The following is a 16,655-nucleotide window of genomic DNA, read 5'->3' as shown; positions in this document are numbered from 1 at the left end:
GTGACCCGCGGGCCCTTGGTCAGACCCTGGTGACGGTCGCACCCGGGATCATGCCCACCGGGTCGTAGCGCACGGGCGCCCCGGGATAGGGCGCGTGGATCACCTGGCCGTTGCCCATGTACATCGCCACATGGCTGGCATCCGACCGGTAGGTGACCAGGTCGCCCGGCTGGGCCTGGGAGAGCGGGACCTGACGGCCCGCGTAGCGCTGGCCCTGCGAGGTGCGCGGCAGGGAGACACCGGCCTGCCCGTACGACCACTGCATCAGGCCCGAACAGTCGAAGCCCGAGGGGCCGTTGGCGCCCCACACGTACGGCTTGCCGAGCGCGGAGCGGGCGGCGGCGATCGCGGCCGCCGCACGGGCGGACGGCGGGACGACACCGCCGAGGTCGGGCATGTCGGAGCGGGAGGAGCGGGAGGACCGGTCGTAGGCGTCGCGCTCGCCGGACGGCAGGGCGTTGACGAGAGCGCGCGCCTTGGCGAGCTTCTTCTCGATGGTCCGCTTGTGGGAGGCGACGGCCTTGCGGCTCTTCTCCAGTTCGCCGAGCTTGCTCGCCGCCTCGGCGCGGTCCTGGGTGAGCACGCGCATGGCCTCCTGGAGGTCCTTGAGCTCGCCCGCTTGGTGTGTGGTGATCCGGTCGAGGACGGAGGCCTTGTCGAGGTAGTCGTCCGGGTCGTCGGAGAACAGCAGCGCGAGGGAGGGATCGAGGCCGCCGGAGCGGTACTGGGCGCCGGCGAGCGAACCCAAAGCCTCCCGCATGCGGTTGATGCGCTCCTGCTGCCGGGCGATGCCGTCCTGTGCGGTGCCGACCTCCTCACGGAGGTCGTCGGCGCGCTCGTCGGCCTTGTTGTAGGCCTCGGTCGCCTGCTCCGCCTCCTCGTAGAGGCGGTCCACCTCCGCACGGGTGTCGTCGTGCGGCGCGGCGACGGCCGACGTGGCCGGCAGGACGCCGATGGCCGCGGCGACGGCTGACATGACACAGAGCGCTGCACTGGCGCCCCGGTCGAACCCGGACGGTGCATGGCGGCGATGGGACCCCACGGGAAGCCGCACTCCTTCCGCTGGCGGACAGGGAAACGCGGCAGACAGTAGCCCCGGACAGGGGGTCCCACCAACGACCTTCGTGGGCGCACAAAGTGACGCCCCGCCCAAGACGCAGGTCATGGGCGGGGCGCGAGGTCAGTTCATGTTGCCGTGATTCGCCCGAACGGGCGGTGCGGTGTCCCGATCTTGGTGGTGACCGGATCCGTCCCGAAGACGATCAGATCCGTCTGCCGGTCCTCAGATCCGGACGCCGAACTGGAACGGCATGTTGTTGATCGACTCGTAGCGCACGACGGTGCCGGTGCGCGGGGCGTGCAGCACCTGGCCGTTGCCCGCGTAGAGGCCGACGTGGTGCAGGTCGCCGTAGAAGATGACGAGGTCGCCGACCTTGAGCTGGCTCTGCGAGTAGATGCGCGTGCCGGCGTTGGCCTGGGCCTGCGAGGTGCGCGGGATGCCGACGCCGGCCTGGGCGTAGGCCCAGGAGGTCAGGCCCGAGCAGTCGTAGGAGGCGGTGCCGGTGGCGCCGTAGACGTACGGCTTGCCGATCTGGCTCTGCGCGGCCTGGAAGGCTGCCATCGCCCGGCCGGAGCCGGCGGGGGCGTCACCGAGGTCGACGCGCTCGGTGGCGGAGCGGCTGGCGCGGGCGTCCTCGGCGGCCAGGGCGGCCTTCTCGGCGGCCGTCAGGGTGTTGAGGAGCTTCTGCGCCGCGGCGAGCTTGCTCTGGACTTCCTTCTTCTTCTTGCCCAGTTCGGTGCGGGTGCTCGCGAGATCCTTGAGCTTCTCGGAGGCCTCGGAGCGGTCCTGGGCGAGCTCGCGCTGCTTCTCCTGGATCTTCTTCAGCGCCTCGACCTGCTGACCGCTCAGCTGGTCCATGGTCGACGCCTTGTCCAGGTAGTCGTCCGGGTCCGAGGAGAGGAACAGCTGGACCGAGGAGTCGATCGAGCCCGTGCGGTACTGGGCGGCGGCCGCCAGGCCTATGGAGTCGCGCAGCCCGTTGAGCTCTTCCTGACCGCGGGCGACGTTGTCCTGGATGGTGGAGATCTCCTTCTGGAGCTTCTCCTGCTTCTCCGTGGCCCCGTTGAGCTTCTCGGTGGCCTGCTCGGCCTCTTCGTAGAGCTTGTCGACCTTGGCCTTGACCTCGTCCTTGCTGGGCTTCTCGCTCGGCGCGGCATTCGCGGCCTGCGAGCTCAGGGCGACGGCAGCGGCGGCTGCGGTGGTCAGCACGGTCACGCGTGCACGGCTCGGCTGCTTGGGTCGACGGTGGGACGCCACGGAGGTGAACTCCTTCTTTTGAGTGATCACCTGCTCGGAGGTTCGAGGCCAGACCCTAGTGACCTTCTTGTGATCAGTTCAAATCCTCACGAGGAAAATCTCGTCTCACCCTGCATTCTTTACACTCTACTCACATGCAGTGATGTTTGCTTGACGCTACGTTGCGTAACAGTTCCGTCAATTCGGGCATAGGGCCCGCAGGTTGACCTTCAGGACAATCGTTTGAGAAGCATCGCAGAAGCGATCGGGCGCGCCCCCGCCCGGGCCACCCCGTCGGCGACCTCGCGGTCGGTCGAGGCGACGATGAGCGGACGGCCCGGCGGCTCGGCGCGCACCAGCTGGCGGATCAACTCGTCGGCGGTGACGCCCGCTTTGGAGAACAGCACCCGCACCCCGCGCGGCGGCGCCAGCAGCACCGGCGCGGCCAGTTCGGCCCCGTCGAAGACACACGTCACCTCGGCGCCGGTCTGCGCGGCGAGCTGCGAGAGCTGGCCGAGGAGCCTCAACCGCTGCTTCTCCAGGGGCATTTGGGGATAGCCGGTCTTGGTGACATTGTAGCCGTCGACCACCAGATGGGCCTGCGGCAGGGCGAGGAGCTGGTCGAGGATCGCGGGGTCGTTCTCGGACAACGCCCGTGCCGCGATGTCCTTGGGGGTCATACGTCCCGGTTCGACCGCGTCCACGGTCTCGGCCGGCCGCACGGAGACCGGCGGCAACGCGAGCTCCCGGCGCAGTCCTTGGGTCGCGTCGAGCAGGGTGTCGAGCAGCAGCCGTACCCGCATGTCCTCGACACTGCGGCCCTCGCGGGCCGCCTTGCGGGTGGCCTCCAGGGCCGCCTCCGCCTCGCCGAGCCGCGCCTTGAGCCGCCGGGACTCGCTCTCGGCGGCGGACAACTGGGCGTGCCCGTCCGTGCGTACGGTCTCCATCTCGGCGTTCAATTTGCGCAGGGCCGCCTCGCCGCGCTTGACGTCGCTGAGGGCGGCGCGCAGCTTGCGGTGCAGGGACTCCGCTTCCTTCTTGGCCGAGTCCAGCTCGGTGCGCAGCCGCTCCGTCTCGGTGCGCGTGTGCTCACGGGCCCGGTCGAGCTCCTCGCGCAGCCGCTCCAGTTCGGCCCGGCTCTCCTCGTCGGCGCGCTCGGCGTCGGCCCGCTGGGCCTCCTCGCCGGCCGCGGTCACGAGCTTCACCCAGTCGGTGGGCCGCAGTACGTAGGCCGCGGCCGCCACGTCGAGCGGGTCCGCGGCCGGGGGCGGGGAGCCGGAGTCGAGGGCGCCGGACAGCTCCGGCTGCGCCTCTCTGAACTTCTCCCCGATGCGCTGCCGGAACAGTGGATCGGTCTCCAGGGCGGCCGCCATGGCGTTGCCGGCGAACTTGGCCCGCCTGTTCGGCGCGAACCGGGCGTACTGTCGTAGCTGCGCGGGCAGTTCACCGACGGTCAGCCCGCCGAACCCGTCCGAGACGATCTGTACGACCCTGCGGCGCACGCCGTCGGGCAGCGGACGGTCGAGCACCTCAGCGGCGCCGTCGCCCGGCCCCCCGCCTGCGGTCTCCACCATCCTCACCCCATCGCCTGTGCGGGGCCCGCTCCCTCAGGAGCCGGCGCCCGGCCTGTCCACGAGTTCCACCTGATCCACGGCGTTGCACCAGCGGCAGCGCACCGACTCGATGGTCTCACTGACCACGTCGCGCTCCTCGACCTTCGGCTCACCGGCCAGGTCGAGGTGGACGTACTCGACCACCTTCGACGAGCGGGTCACGTCGAAGCGGGTGAGGTTGCCGCAGAGGGTGCAGCGCCACCGCGTCGAGGCAGTCGGCAGGGGAACCGTCATCGTGGCTGTTCGCCTTCCTTCTTGTTCCTTCTAGTGTCCGTGACGCGCCGGGCACCCCGGTGCGTGTGGCTCGTTACCCTACGGCCTGGCGGGTACTCACCGCTCCGCCGTCCATGGCGGCGAGGCGGTCTGTGTCGTTCGGTCCTCTTACGTCATGCTCTGTGTCCATGATCAGCAACAGGAGCGGGACGGTCGGCAGAGCGGTCGGGGCGATCCGGTGGCCGTCGGCACCGGTGACGTACGGGCTGATCGCCGGGTGCGGTCTTCTCTTCCTGGTCGGCCCGGCATCGGGGTTCAATCCGACGTACGGCTCGGGCGACGCGCTGCTCGCCGCGCAGCGCACCTACTTCCACCGCTGGGGTGTCATCCCCGCCGAACTGTTCGAGGGGTCGGGGCGGGCCGCGCTCACCCCCGCGACCGCCCTCTTCGTGCACGGCAGCTGGGTCCACCTGCTGGGCAACATGCTCTTCCTCTACGTCTTCGGCGTGCTGACCGAGGAACGGATGGGCCGCGTCCAGTTCACCCTCTTCTACCTGGGCTGCGGCTACCTGGCCCTGCTGGGCTACGCGGCCGCGAACGCGGACTCCGAGCAGTCCCTGGTCGGCGCGTCCGGGGCGATCTCGGCGGTCCTCGGCGCGTTCCTGTACCTGTTCCCCCGAGCCCGCGTCACCAGTCTCCTGCCGTTCCTCTTCTTCCTCCCGCTGCGCTTCCCCTCCTGGGTCGTCCTCCCCTTCTGGGCGACCCTCCAGTGGCTGGCCGCGGGCCGGGCCGGCCAGGGCCCCGGCGTGGCCTACCTGGCCCACCTGGTGGGCTTCGGCCTGGGCCTCGCCTTCGCGTGGGTGCGATTCGGGCGTGGGACTAGAGTGAAGCCCGCCCCAGCTCCGGCCCCCGAGGGAGAGAACCAGCCGTGATCACCGCGATCGTCCTGATCAAGACCAGCGTGGACCGGATCCCCGAGATCGCCGAGTCGATCGCGGCGCTGGAGAACGTCAGCGAGGTCTTCTCCGTGACCGGGACGTACGACCTGATCGCCATGGTCCGGGTGAAGCGGCACGAGGACCTGGCGGAGGTCATCCCCGGCCGGATCAGCAAGATCCCCGGCGTGGAGGGAACGGACACGCACGTGGCGTTCCGGACGTACTCCCAGCACGACCTGGAGGCGGCGTTCGCGATCGGCCTGGACAGCTAGGGCTACTTCAGCGCGAGGACGGTGATTCCGTCGGCGGTCGCGGCGTAGACGCGTCCGTCACGGACGACCGGGCTCTGGGTGCCGACGGATGCTCCCCCCTCCACCCGCTTCCGCCAGGTCCGCCTGCCCTGGCGGTCGAAGCCGTAGAGCGTCGCGCCCTGGCGCGCGTAGAGCGTGTCCCCCGCGACCGTCGGATCGCTGTACTGGATCCCCTCGTCGGTGAACCGGAAGGTCCACGCCCTGGACCCGTCAGCCGGGTCCAGCGCGACGAGTTCGTAGTCGGTCGCGGTGACGCCGAGACCGCCGAAGGCGACACAGCTGAGGTAGCGGCTGCCGTACAGCATCTCGTCGGCCTTGTGCCACAAGGGCTTTCCGGACCGGCTGACGCCGTGCAGCGACTGCTCCCCGCCCGACCCGACCAGCAGCGTGTCTCCGACCAGCGTGGGTCGCCCGGTGTCCGCTCCCACCCTCGTCGCCCACAGCCGCTTCCCGGTCTTCGCGTCCAGGGCCTGCAGCTCGTCCCCGAAGGTGCCGACGTACACCACTGAGTCCGCCACCATGGGTTCACCGGTGGGCGCGGCCCCTGTCGGTGTGCTCCAGCGCACGCTGCCGTCGGGCGCGTACGCCCGTACCCCGCCCTCGTCCGACGAAGAGGCGTAGGAAACCAGAACCAGTCCGGCCGCGGCCACCGGGACCTGGCTGTTCGAGGCGACCGGCCTGGTCCAGCGCACCTTGCCGTCCCTGCCGAGCGCGCACAGCTTGGAGGCGCCCTCCTGCCCGTCGAAGAGCAGGCAGTACACGCCGTGGGCAGTGGCCAGCGGGGACATGACCTCGCCACCCAATTCGGTGTGCCAGACACTCAGGCCGTTCAGGTCCACCGCGTGCAGGGAGCCGTCCGAGCCGCCGACGTACACCCGCCTGCCGTCGGGCGACAGCGAGGCACAGGGCCCGTGTCTTCCGCCCAGTCCCGCGACCTTGTACTGCCAGCCCACCCGAGGCGTTCCGGTCGCGGAGGACCCGCCCGCGGCCCCTTGCCTGCCGTCCGACGAGTCCCGCAGCAGCAGCCATCCGCCGAGGCCCCCGGCCGCCACCACCCCCGCGCCACCGGTCAGCGCCCCCAGCAGCCATCGCCGCGAGGGCGGACGCGGCGGGACCTCGGCGACCGCCGGTAAGTCCCTGACCGTCACGGGCGCCACGTACTCGACCCGGCTCTCCCGCTCCCCCGACCCGTGCTCCGGGATCCAGCGCTCACCGCCTCCGACGGACTCGGCCCCTCCGGGGGCACCGGCCGCGTACCACCCCGGCCGCAGGCCCTCGCGCAGCGAACGCGCGGTGTGCCCCGTGGCCGCGACCACGTCCGCGGGCGTCGGCCGGGCGCCCGGATCGTCCCGCAGACACGCCTCCACCAGCGGCAGATGGTCCTTCGGTACGGCGGACAGGTCGACGTCCCCGGTCAGGATCCGCAGCAGGACGACCGAATCCTGCCCCTCGCCGAAGGGCTCCTCACCACCGGACGCGTAGGCGAGCACCGCGCCCAGCGAGAAGACGTCACTGGCCGGCCCCACCTGGGCACCGTTGCGGATCTGCTCGGGCGAGACGTAGCCGACCGAACCGACGACCACCCCGGTCCGGGTCAGTGCCGTCCCTTCCAGGGCCCGGACGATCCCGAAGTCGATCACGCGCGGGCCGTCCTGAGCCAACAGGATGTTGGACGGCTTGAGGTCCCGGTGCACCAGCGCCTTGGCGTGGATCGCGGCGAGCGCCTCGGCGAGCGCGGCCGCCAGCAGCCGTACCGCGTCTCCCGTCAGGGGGCCGCCGTCGAGCACCGCGTCCCGCAGGTTCGGCCCGTCGACGAACTCGGTGGCCATCCACGGCCGTGGGGCCTCGGTGTCCGCGTCCACGACCCGCGCGGTGTACGTCCCCGCCCCGCCGACGGTCTGCGCGGCCCGCACCTCGTGCCGGAACCGTGCCCGGAAGGTGCGGTCCTCCGCTTGTTCGGCCCGCACCACCTTCACGGCCAGTCGCGGCCCGCGCCGCGCCTCGGCGAGATACACCTCGCCCATGCCGCCGGACCCCAGCCTGCCCAGCACCTCGTACGGGCCGATGACCCGCGGATCCGTCTCGCGCAGCTCCTGCACCCCGTGCTCCCCCTACGTCGTACGGCTGCCGAGAGGGAGCGTATACGTGCTGCTTGGCGTCAGTCCCTCAGACCGCCGGGACGCAGCGCCCGTCCTCGGTGCGGTAGTTCCACTTCGCGCCGTCCCGGACGAGTTCCTTCACCGCGTTCACGAACCGCTCGACGTGCTCGTCGGGCGTGCCCGCGCCGAAGCTCACCCGGATCGCGTTGAGGGACTTCTCGCCGGGCGCGGCCTCGGGGGCGCCGCACTCGCCCTGCGTCTGCGGGTCGCTGCCGAGGAGGGTGCGGACCAGCGGGTGGGCGCAGAACAGGCCGTCGCGGACGCCGATGCCGTACTCGGCGGAGAGCGCGGCGGCGAAGTGGGAGCTGTTCCAGCCCTCGACGACGAAGGAGATCACGCCGACCCGCGGGGCGTCGTCGCCGAAGAGGGAGAGGACCCTGACCTCGGGCACCTCGGCGAGGCCCGCGCGGACCGTGTCGATCAGGTACTGCTCCCGGGCGACCAGCGTGTCGAAGCCGGCCTCGGTGAGGGCCTTGCAGGCGGAGGCGATGGAGTAGGCGCCGATGACGTTGGGGGAACCGGCCTCGTGGCGGGCGGCGCTCTCGTGCCACTCCACGTCCACTCCCCCGTCCGAGCGACGCGTGACCTTGCGGCTGGCGCCGCCGCCCGCGAGGTACGGCTCGGCCGCGCGCAGCCAGTCGGCACGGCCGGCCAGCACGCCGGTGCCGAAGGGCGCGTACAGCTTGTGCCCGGAGAAGGCGACCCAGTCGACGTCGAGGTCCCGCAGCGACACCGGGTGGTGCGGGGCCAACTGGGCGGCATCCAGGACGATCCGGGCACCGTGCGCGTGCGCGGCGGCGGCCAGCTCCCGTACCGGCCACAGTTCGCCGGTGACGTTGGAGGCGCCGGTCACGCAGACCAGGGCCGGGCCCGGGTCACGGTCGGCGAGGGCGCGCTCCAGGGTCGCCACCGCCTGGCGCGGGGTGCGCGGGGCGTCGAGGTAGCTGACGCGGGCGTCCTGCCAGGGCAGCAGCGAGGCGTGGTGCTCGGTCTCGAAGACGAAGACCTGGCAGTCGGCCGGGAGCGCGGCGGCCAGGAGGTTCAGGGAGTCGGTGGTGGACCGGGTGAAGACCACCTGGTCCTCGGCACGGCAGCCGAGGAACTCGGCGACCGTCTCGCGGGCGTTCTCGAAGAGGTCGGTGGACAGCTGGGAGAGGTAGCCTGCGCCGCGGTGGACGCTGCCGTAGTAGGGCGCGTACGCCGCCACGTCGTCCCAGACCCGCTGCAGCGCCGGCGCGCTCGCCGCGTAGTCGAGCGCGGCGTAGGTGACCTCGCCGCCGGTGACGAGGGGGACGGTGACATCCCGGCCGAGAACGGGCAGCGGGGCGCAGACGGACCGGGCGGCGGCAGCGGTGGGGACAGACATGGCGAACTCCCGTGAGAGGCAGGCGACATCACCGCGCGAGCGGACAGTGCTCAAGCGCGGGTGAAGAGAGAAAGGGGGATGCGGAGGTGGGGCTCTGCGGCCCTATCGCATTCGCTTGCTCACGGAAGGCTCCCTCGACGACCAGGACCCCTGGTACTGCGCTCGTTGCAGAGCGACGAGGGGTCCGCGCTTGCCGCAGGCCTTGCTGCCTACGACCTGGTCTTCACCCGGGGCACCCCGCCACGGACGGAGGGTTGCCGGACAGTCGGCCGGGGCCTCATGACTGTCACTCATGACCTGGTTCAGAAACGTACGCGAAGCGATCGTGGTCCCGCAACCCGGGTCCGGATTGCGGGACATCACCGCATCGGGTGCTACGCGTTGCTGGCCGTCACCCAGCGCTCCAGCGTCCGCTTGGCCGCGCCGGAGTCGATCGCCGCCGCCGCCTTGTCCATCCCGGCGCGCAGCTGCACGGCCAGCGGCGCTCCGGTCGGCTCCAGGGCCACCAGCGCCGCGGCCGAGTTCAGGAGCACCGCGTCCCGCACCGGGCCCGCCTCGCCGTCCAGCAGCCGTCGGGCGACCTCCGCGTTGTACGAGGAGTCCGCGCCGCGCAGCGCCTGCACCGGCACCAGTTCGAGGCCGACGTCCCGCGGGTCGAAGGCCTCCTCGGTGACCTTGCCGTCGCCGACGATCCACACCCGGGAGGTGGCCGTGGTCGTCAGCTCGTCGAGGCCGTCGTCACCCCGGAACACCAGCGCGGACGAGCCGCGCTCGGCCAGTACGCCGGCGATGAGCCCCGCCATCCGGGTGTCGAAGCAGCCGATCGCCGAGGCGGTGACCCTGGCGGGGTTGGTCAGCGGACCGAGCAGGTTGAACGAGGTCGGGATGCCCAGATCCCGCCGGACCGCGCCGACGAACCGCATCGAGGGGTGGAACTTGGCCGCGAAGCAGAAGGTGATCCCGGCCTCCTCCACCACGCGTGCCACCCCCTCGGGCGACAGGTCCAGGTTGATGCCGAGCTTCTCCAGCACGTCGGACGACCCGCTCGCCGAGGACGACGCCCGGTTGCCGTGCTTGACGACCTTCGCCCCGGTGCCCGCGATCACGATGGCGGACATCGTCGAGATGTTGACCGTCTTGGCCCGGTCTCCACCGGTACCGACGATGTCGACGGCCGGACCCGGGATGTGCAGCGGCTGCGCGTGCGCGTACATCGCCTCGACGAGGCCGTTGATCTCCTCGACCGTCTCGCCCTTGGCCCGCAGCGCCACCATGAAGCCCGCGATCTGGGCGTCCGTGGCCTCGCCGCTCATGAAGCGGTCCATCGCCCACGCCGTGTCTGCGGCGCTCAGGTCCTGCCCGCCGAGCAGTGCGCTCAGTACCTCGGGCCAGGAACGGTCCGCCGCGGTGTCGCCTCCAGCGGGGGTCACAGCGCTCATAAGCCGCTCCTGGATCAGTCCCGCACAGCGGGACGCGAGTCTCGAGGTGTCCCACCCTATCCAGCCGAGGGGCACGGCAAAGGGCCCCGTCCGGTCTTCGGACGGGGCCCCTTCTACAGCTCTACCGCGCGTGGCGAGCGCAGCGATCAGTGGTGGCCGTGGCCGCTCGTGATCTCCTTGTACTCCTCGACGGTCGGCTTGGGGATCTGGGCCTCTTCGCCGTAGTACGCCTCGCTCAGCTTGGCGCGCAGCCTCTCGGAGCCCTTCACCTTGCGCTCGACGCCGTTCTCGTCGACCGTCGGGCCGATCTGCGCCGGCACGTACTGCTCGTGCGCCGTGAGCGTGTGCAGCTGCTCCTGGCTGAGCGGCTCGTGCACCTCGATGAACTCACCGTGCGGCAGGCGCTTGATGATGCCCGACTCGCGGCCGTGCAGCACCTTGTCCTTGTCGCGGCGCTGGAGGCCGAGGCAGATCCGCTTGGTGACGACGAACGCGATGACCGGCGCGACGAAGAACGCGATCCGCACGAACCAGGTGATGGCGTTGATCGACAGGTGGAAGTGGGTCGCCCAGAGGTCGTTTCCACCACCGATCAGCAGCACCATGTACCAGGTGATCCACGCGACACCGAAGGCCGTGCGCGTCGGCACGTTGCGCGGGCGGTCCAGGATGTGGTGCTCGCGCTTGTCGCCGGTGACCCAGGACTCGATGAACGGGTAGACCGCGATCGCGACCAGGACCAGCGGGAAGATCACCAGCGGGATGAACACGCCCAGGACGAGCGTGTGGCCCCAGAAGTTGATCTCCCAGCCCGGCATGACACGGATCAGGCCCTCGGAGAAGCCCATGTACCAGTCGGGCTGGGCGCCGGTGGACACCTGGTCCGGGCGGTAGGGGCCCATGGTCCAGATCGGGTTGATCGAGGCGATCGCCGAGATGGCCGCGATGACACCGAAGACCAGGAAGAAGAAGCCTCCGGCCTTGGCCATGTAGACCGGGAGCAGCGGCATGCCGACGACGTTCTTGTTCGTCTTGCCGGGGCCCGCGAACTGCGTGTGCTTGTGGTAGAAGACCAGGATCAGGTGGGCGACCACCAGGCCGAGCATGATGCCCGGCAGCAGCAGCACGTGGACCGAGTAGAAGCGGGCCACGAAGTCGCCGCCCGGGAACTCCCCGCCGAAGAGGAAGAACGACAGGTACGTGCCGACGATCGGCACGGACAGGACCGCGCCCTCCATGAAGCGGACACCGGTGCCGGAGAGCAGGTCGTCCGGGAGCGAGTAGCCGGTGAACCCGGTGAACATGCCCAGGACGAACAGCAGGAAGCCGAACAGCCAGTTGACCTCACGCGGCTTGCGGAACGCACCCGTGAAGAACACGCGCATCATGTGCACGAACATGCCGGCGAGGAAGATCAGCGCCGCCCAGTGGTGGATCTGCCGGATCAGCAGGCCACCGCGCACCTCGAAGGAGATGTGCATGGTCGAGTTGAACGCCTCGGACATCAGCTGGCCCTGCAGCGGGACGTAGCTGCCGTGGTACTCCACCTCGTTCATCGACGGGTGGAAGAACAGCGTCAGGTACACACCCGTGAGGATGATGATGATGAAGCTGTAGAGGCAGATCTCACCCAGCATGAACGACCAGTGGTCGGGGAAGATCTTGCGCATGTTGGCCTTGGCCAGGGAGTAGATCCCCAGGCGGCCGTCGGCCCAGTCGGCGACCCGCTCGCCGGCGGGTGCCTTCTCGCGCGAGCGCGAGTCCTTGGTGGTGGTCTCAGTGCTCATCCGCGCTCCCAGAAAGCAGGACCGACGGGCTCATCGAAGTCGCCGAGCGCCTCGAGGTAGCCCTCGTCGTTCACGCCGATCCGCAGCTGCGGCAGGGCGTGACCGGCGGGGCCGAAGATCACCCGGGCACCGTCGGAGAGGTCGAAGGTGGACTGGTGGCAGGGGCACAGCACGTGGTGCGTCTGCTGCTCGTACAGGGAGATCGGGCAACCGACGTGGGTGCAGATCTTCGAGTACGCCACGATGCCCTCGTGCGACCACTCGAGTTCGCGCTTGTCCTTGATGTTGTCCGGCTGGATCCGGACGATCATCAGGGCGGCCTTGGCGATCTCGGTCTGGAACTCGTGGTCGTGCTCCTCCAGGCCCTCGGGCTTGGCGAACGTCAGCGAACCCACCGCGACGTCCGAGGGACGCAGCGGCTCGTTGGTGTTCATGTTGACGAGCAGCTTGCCCTTGGACCACAGGGTGTGGCGCAGCTTGGTGCCGGGCAGCGGACCGAGGTCGCGCAGCAGCATCACGCCGGAGAGCGGGAACAGGGCCAGCGCGCCGAACATCGTGTTGCGGATCAGCTTGCGACGGCCGAGCGCGGACTCCTTGGCGCCCTGCTTGAAGTCGGCCATGACCTTGGCCTTGACTTCGGGCGCCGCCTCGATCGGGTGGCGCTCGTCGGCGATCTCCTCGTCGGACATCAGCGTGCGGGCCCAGTGGACCGCACCCGCGCCGATCAGGAACAGCGCCGCGCCCAGGGTCAGGCCCAGCGCGAAGTTCAGCGCGTTGATGTGCCCGATCGTGAAGACGTAGATCGACTTGTCGTGCGGGATCGTCACGTACGAGACGATGAAGCCGACGGTGGCCAGCATCGACAGCACGAACATCATGGCGACCGTGCGCTCGGACCGCTTGGCGGCCCGCTCGTCGATGTCCTGGATGCGGTGCTCGTGGGGCGGCAGTCCGGGGTCGGCGAACGGGTTCTTCTCGTCCGCGACGCCTACCGCGCCGTGCCCATGGTCTTTGTGTCCTGCGGACTGCTCAGCCGGCAGGTTCTCTTCGGGAATGTCTTGGCTACTCATGACTTCTTGGCCTTTGCGGTCCGAGCGGCGACCCAGACGGCGACCGCGATCAGCCCGCCGAGTCCGAAGATCCAGGCGAACAGGCCCTCGCTGACCGGACCGAGTCCGCCCAGCTCAAGGCCGCCGGGGCTCTCGGTGTCGTCACCGTTGACCGCGTCGAGGTACGCGATGATGTCCTGCTTGTTCTGCTCCGACAGCGTGGTGTCGGGGAAGGAGGGCATGTTCTGCGGGCCGGTCTGCATGGCCTCGTAGATGTGCTTCGGGGAGACGCCCTCGAGGTCGGGTGCGAACTTGCCGTGCGTCAGCGCGCCGCCCTTGCCGGTGAAGTTGTGGCACTGCGCGCAGTTGGTGCGGAACAGTTCGCCGCCCTTGGCGATGTCGGCGCCCTCGGGGTTGTACTGCGCCTCGGTCGGGACGTTCGGACCGGCACCCAGCGAGGAGATGAACGCCGCAAGCTGGTCGATCTCGGCCTGCGAGTAGATGTTCCTCTTCTTCGGGACCTGCGCGCCCGGCTGCTGGGCCGGCATACGGCCGGTGCCGACCTGGAAGTCGACGGCCGCGGCGCCCACGCCCACGAGGCTCGGACCGTCAGTGGTGCCCTGACCACCGGTGCCGTGGCAGCTGGCGCAGCCGACGGCGTAGAGCTTCTTGCCCTCGTCGATGGCCAGGGACTGGGCGGTTGTGTCTGCCTTCGCCTCGCTCGTGGGTGCGAGCAGGACGTACAGCCCCCCGGTGCATGCCAGCGCGAGGAGTAGGACGACGACCGCCGCCAAGGGATGGCGTCGTCGTGCGGAGAGCTTTTTCACGGATTACTCCGGTGTCAGGATCTTCTGCGTCGATGCTTCTGGAATGTGCGGGAGCGGGCCCGACTACTTGATCATGTAGATCGTGGCGAAGAGGCCGATCCAGACGACATCGACGAAGTGCCAGTAGTAGGACACGACAATGGCCGCGGTCGCCTGCTCGTGCGTGAACCTCTTCGCCGCGTAGGTGCGGCCGAGGACGAACAGGAAGGCGATGAGGCCGCCCGTCACGTGCATGCCGTGGAAGCCGGTGGTCAGGTAGAACACCGAGCCGTACGGGTCCGAGGAGAGCGAGAGCCCGTCCTTCTTGACCAGCTCGGTGTACTCGTACACCTGACCGCCGATGAAGATCGCACCCATGATGAAGGTGACGATGAACCACATCCGGAGCTTCTTCACATCACCGCGCTCGGCGGCGAACACGCCGAGCTGACAGGTGAGGGAGGAGAGCACCAGGATCGTGGTGTTGGTCGCAGAGAACGGGAAGTTCAGACTGTGCGCCATCTCCTTCCAGTGATCAGGACCCGTCACCGATCGCAGGGTGAAGTACATCGCGAAGAGGGCCGCGAAGAACATCAGCTCGGAACTCAGCCAGATGATGGTTCCGACGCTGGTGAGGTTCGGCCGGTTGACCGACGGGTGCGCGTGCCCGGTTTCTACTGTCGTTGCTGTCGCCACGACCGACATTATGTCGGTCGCTTATCCCGCCCTCACTCCCGGGGGTGCCGTTCGGAGTGTTCGTAGCGCGTGGACTGCCCGTATGGCCCAGGACAGCGGTGTTCCTACAGGTGTTGACGAGGTGGTCAAGGGAGTAGCATCCGCCGCATCGGTCCTGTCCGTACGACGCTGACGTCCCGGAGGAAGCATGCAGCCGACTGCCACGGTGCTGGTCTACAGCGACGACTCCAACACCCGCGAGCAGGTGCGGTTGGCCACCGGGCGCAGGCCCGCTCCCGATGTCCCGGTGGTGGAGTTCATCGAGTGCGCGACCCCGGCGGCCGTGATCAAGGAACTGGACAGGGGCGGCATCGACGTCTGCGTCCTGGACGGTGAGGCCGCGCCCATGGGTGGCATGGGTCTGTGCCGTCAGATCAAGGACGAGATCTTCAACTGCCCGCCGGTGCTGCTGCTGATCGGCCGGCCGCAGGACGCGTGGCTCGCCACGTGGAGCCGTGCGGAGGCGGCTGTGACGCTGCCGGTGGACCCGGTGGAGTTCGCGGCGGCGCTTGCCTCGCTGTTGCGGCGGCAGAGCGCCCTGAGCGCCTGACAGGGCTGCTCAGACCGACTGGGGACGCAGTCGCGCCCGCTCCTCCGGAAGGGGGGCGTTCGGCGTGCCCGCGGCGAGGGCGCTGCCCATGCGCCACTTGTCCCAGCCGAGGTTCCAGTCGCCGAAGCCGTTGCCGAAGCTCTCCATCGTGTGGCCGAGTGAGTTGACGACCTCGACGACGTCGCCCTCGCGGACGGTCTTGAAGAACCAGGCCGCGTTGTCGGTGCTCATGCCGGTGCAGCCGTGGCTGACGTTGGCAGAGCCCTGGGAGCCGACGGACCAGGGGGCGGCGTGCACGTACTCGCCGCTCCAGGTGACGCGGGTCGCGTAGTAGACCGGGAGGTCGTACGACTCCGCGGAGCCCTCGGCGATGCCGATGCTGGTGCCGCGCATGCGTACGAAGTACTCCTTGCCCAGGACGACCTTGACTCCGTTGCGGGTCTCGAAGCCGGGCTTGCCGGTGGTGACCGGGATCTGCTTGATGACCTCGCCGTTCTTGTGGACCGCCATCGAGTGCGAGGAGGCGTCGGTCACCGCGATGACGCGGTCGCCCGTACTGATCTTCAGCGGCTTGACCTTGCCGCCCCACAGCCGGTCGCTGATCTTGATGCCGTCCAGGTTGCTGCGGACCTGGATGGTGGCGTGGGCGGGCCAGTACTCCTGGGGGCGGTAGTGGAGCTCCTTGTCGTCCACCCAGTGCCAGGCCCCGGACGCGGCGGGCATCGAGTCGACCCTGAGGGCGCTCTCGATGACGGCCCGCTGGGCCTTGTCCTTGACGGGCATGCTCAGTTCGGCGGTGATGGGCTGGCCGACGCCGTACGTGCCCGCCTTGGGCCCGAAGGTCACCTTCAGGCGCTTCTTGCCGTGGGGCTTGCCGGTGTCGAAGCTGAGGACGCGGCGGCCGGGCGCCCCGTCCTCGTCCTCGGTGCTCACCCGGACCGTGTAGTGGGCGTTGGCGGCCAGCGGGGTGGTGCTGTGCCAGCGTCCGCCGTCGGCGGAGAGTTCGCCGGCCAGGTACCGCCCCGCCGCGTCTATGGCCGTGACGTCGGTGATACGGCCGTCGTCGTCCTCGGCGGTGACTTCCAGGGGTTTGTCCGGGTCGACCTTCTTGCCGTTGGCGGTGAGGCCCTTGAAGGAGATCAGGTCCGCCGCGTCGTACGGCGTGGCGGACAACGGGTTGTCGTCGCTGCCGCAGGCGGTGACGCCCGCGCCGAGGGCGATCACCAGCAGGGTGCAGCCGACGACGGTACGGGTGCGGGGTACGTGGCTCATGACTTCACGCTAGGGAGATCCGTCAAGGGCGGCGCGCCGGGTGACTCGTACGAGTGACACGCATTGCGGCAAAAGCAGGAGCCCGGACGCTCCTGACGGAGTGTCCGGGCTCCTGGGAGCT

15 protein-coding genes and 1 riboswitch are annotated in these 16,655 nt (G+C 69.7%); of the genes, 3 read left to right on the top strand and 12 right to left on the bottom strand.

The features are described from left to right. Nucleotides 1–19: 19 nt before the first annotated feature. The 4 genes from KUM49_RS14280 to KUM49_RS14265 all read right to left on the bottom strand — a co-directional run bounded on the left by KUM49_RS14280 (nucleotide 20) and on the right by KUM49_RS14265 (nucleotide 4,143). Nucleotides 20–1,042: an NlpC/P60 family protein gene (locus KUM49_RS14280; protein ID WP_217237191.1), complete on the bottom strand. Its 1,023-nt coding sequence runs from the start codon at nucleotides 1,040–1,042 to the stop codon at nucleotides 20–22. A gap of 240 nt (nucleotides 1,043–1,282) precedes the next feature. After that, nucleotides 1,283–2,317 carry a C40 family peptidase gene (locus KUM49_RS14275; RefSeq protein ID WP_217237190.1) on the bottom strand — a complete coding sequence of 345 codons (1,035 nt, stop codon included), beginning with the start codon at nucleotides 2,315–2,317 and terminating at the stop codon, nucleotides 1,283–1,285. 209 nt (nucleotides 2,318–2,526) lie between these two features. Continuing rightward, nucleotides 2,527–3,870, bottom strand: a complete 1,344-nt coding sequence (locus KUM49_RS14270) for an NYN domain-containing protein (RefSeq protein ID WP_217237189.1) — start codon at nucleotides 3,868–3,870, stop codon at nucleotides 2,527–2,529. A gap of 33 nt (nucleotides 3,871–3,903) precedes the next feature. Then, complete coding sequence (locus KUM49_RS14265; protein ID WP_030039328.1) at nucleotides 3,904–4,143, bottom strand: hypothetical protein; 240 nt, start codon at nucleotides 4,141–4,143, stop codon at nucleotides 3,904–3,906. 167 nt (nucleotides 4,144–4,310) lie between these two features. Between KUM49_RS14265 and KUM49_RS14260 the strand changes: the two genes are divergently transcribed. Beyond that, nucleotides 4,311–5,054, top strand: a complete 744-nt coding sequence (locus KUM49_RS14260) for a rhomboid family intramembrane serine protease (RefSeq protein ID WP_217237188.1) — start codon at nucleotides 4,311–4,313, stop codon at nucleotides 5,052–5,054. Continuing rightward, entirely contained in the window at nucleotides 5,051–5,332 is a 282-nt protein-coding gene (locus tag KUM49_RS14255; RefSeq protein ID WP_217237187.1) for an Lrp/AsnC family transcriptional regulator, read from the top strand. The genes KUM49_RS14260 and KUM49_RS14255 overlap by 4 nt, the downstream gene beginning before the upstream one ends. A 2-nt stretch (nucleotides 5,333–5,334) precedes the next feature. Here KUM49_RS14255 and KUM49_RS14250 read toward each other — a convergent pair whose 3' ends face one another. The 7 genes from KUM49_RS14250 to KUM49_RS14220 all read right to left on the bottom strand — a co-directional run bounded on the left by KUM49_RS14250 (nucleotide 5,335) and on the right by KUM49_RS14220 (nucleotide 14,682). Further along, nucleotides 5,335–7,470: a PQQ-binding-like beta-propeller repeat protein gene (locus KUM49_RS14250; RefSeq protein ID WP_217237186.1), complete on the bottom strand. Its 2,136-nt coding sequence runs from the start codon at nucleotides 7,468–7,470 to the stop codon at nucleotides 5,335–5,337. Nucleotides 7,471–7,537: 67 nt separating this feature from the next. Further along, nucleotides 7,538–8,896 (bottom strand): aminotransferase class V-fold PLP-dependent enzyme, encoded by a 1,359-nt coding sequence (locus KUM49_RS14245; RefSeq protein ID WP_217237185.1) that lies wholly within the window; start codon nucleotides 8,894–8,896, stop codon nucleotides 7,538–7,540. 181 nt (nucleotides 8,897–9,077) lie between these two features. Next, a riboswitch (SAM riboswitch) is annotated at nucleotides 9,078–9,194 on the bottom strand. 76 nt (nucleotides 9,195–9,270) lie between these two features. After that, entirely contained in the window at nucleotides 9,271–10,335 is a 1,065-nt protein-coding gene (trpD, locus tag KUM49_RS14240; protein ID WP_217237184.1) for an anthranilate phosphoribosyltransferase, read from the bottom strand. A 146-nt stretch (nucleotides 10,336–10,481) separates the two neighbouring features. Next, complete coding sequence (locus KUM49_RS14235; RefSeq protein WP_217237183.1) at nucleotides 10,482–12,122, bottom strand: cytochrome bc complex cytochrome b subunit; 1,641 nt, start codon at nucleotides 12,120–12,122, stop codon at nucleotides 10,482–10,484. Then, nucleotides 12,119–13,192: a ubiquinol-cytochrome c reductase iron-sulfur subunit gene (locus KUM49_RS14230; RefSeq protein ID WP_217237182.1), complete on the bottom strand. Its 1,074-nt coding sequence runs from the start codon at nucleotides 13,190–13,192 to the stop codon at nucleotides 12,119–12,121. The genes KUM49_RS14235 and KUM49_RS14230 overlap by 4 nt, the downstream gene beginning before the upstream one ends. After that, nucleotides 13,189–13,998: a c-type cytochrome gene (locus KUM49_RS14225; protein WP_217237181.1), complete on the bottom strand. Its 810-nt coding sequence runs from the start codon at nucleotides 13,996–13,998 to the stop codon at nucleotides 13,189–13,191. Before KUM49_RS14225 ends, KUM49_RS14230 begins: the two co-directional genes overlap by 4 nt. Before the next feature lie 63 nt (nucleotides 13,999–14,061). Further along, on the bottom strand, nucleotides 14,062–14,682 hold the full coding sequence (locus KUM49_RS14220; RefSeq protein WP_217237180.1) for a heme-copper oxidase subunit III: 621 nt from the start codon (nucleotides 14,680–14,682) through the stop codon (nucleotides 14,062–14,064). A gap of 178 nt (nucleotides 14,683–14,860) precedes the next feature. Here KUM49_RS14220 and KUM49_RS14215 point away from each other — a divergent pair, with 178 nt between their 5' ends. After that, entirely contained in the window at nucleotides 14,861–15,262 is a 402-nt protein-coding gene (locus tag KUM49_RS14215; RefSeq protein ID WP_217237179.1) for a hypothetical protein, read from the top strand. A 9-nt stretch (nucleotides 15,263–15,271) separates the two neighbouring features. Here KUM49_RS14215 and KUM49_RS14210 read toward each other — a convergent pair whose 3' ends face one another. Continuing rightward, nucleotides 15,272–16,534: an Ig-like domain-containing protein gene (locus KUM49_RS14210; RefSeq protein WP_217237178.1), complete on the bottom strand. Its 1,263-nt coding sequence runs from the start codon at nucleotides 16,532–16,534 to the stop codon at nucleotides 15,272–15,274. Between the last annotated feature and the right edge of the window lie 121 nt (nucleotides 16,535–16,655).

This window comes from Streptomyces sp. AC555_RSS877 (genome assembly GCF_019049245.1).
In the GTDB taxonomy this organism is placed as follows: Bacteria; Actinomycetota; Actinomycetes; order Streptomycetales; family Streptomycetaceae; genus Streptomyces.
The sequence above is the reverse complement of the archived record's forward strand: the minus strand, read 5'-3'. Positions and strand labels throughout refer to the sequence as shown.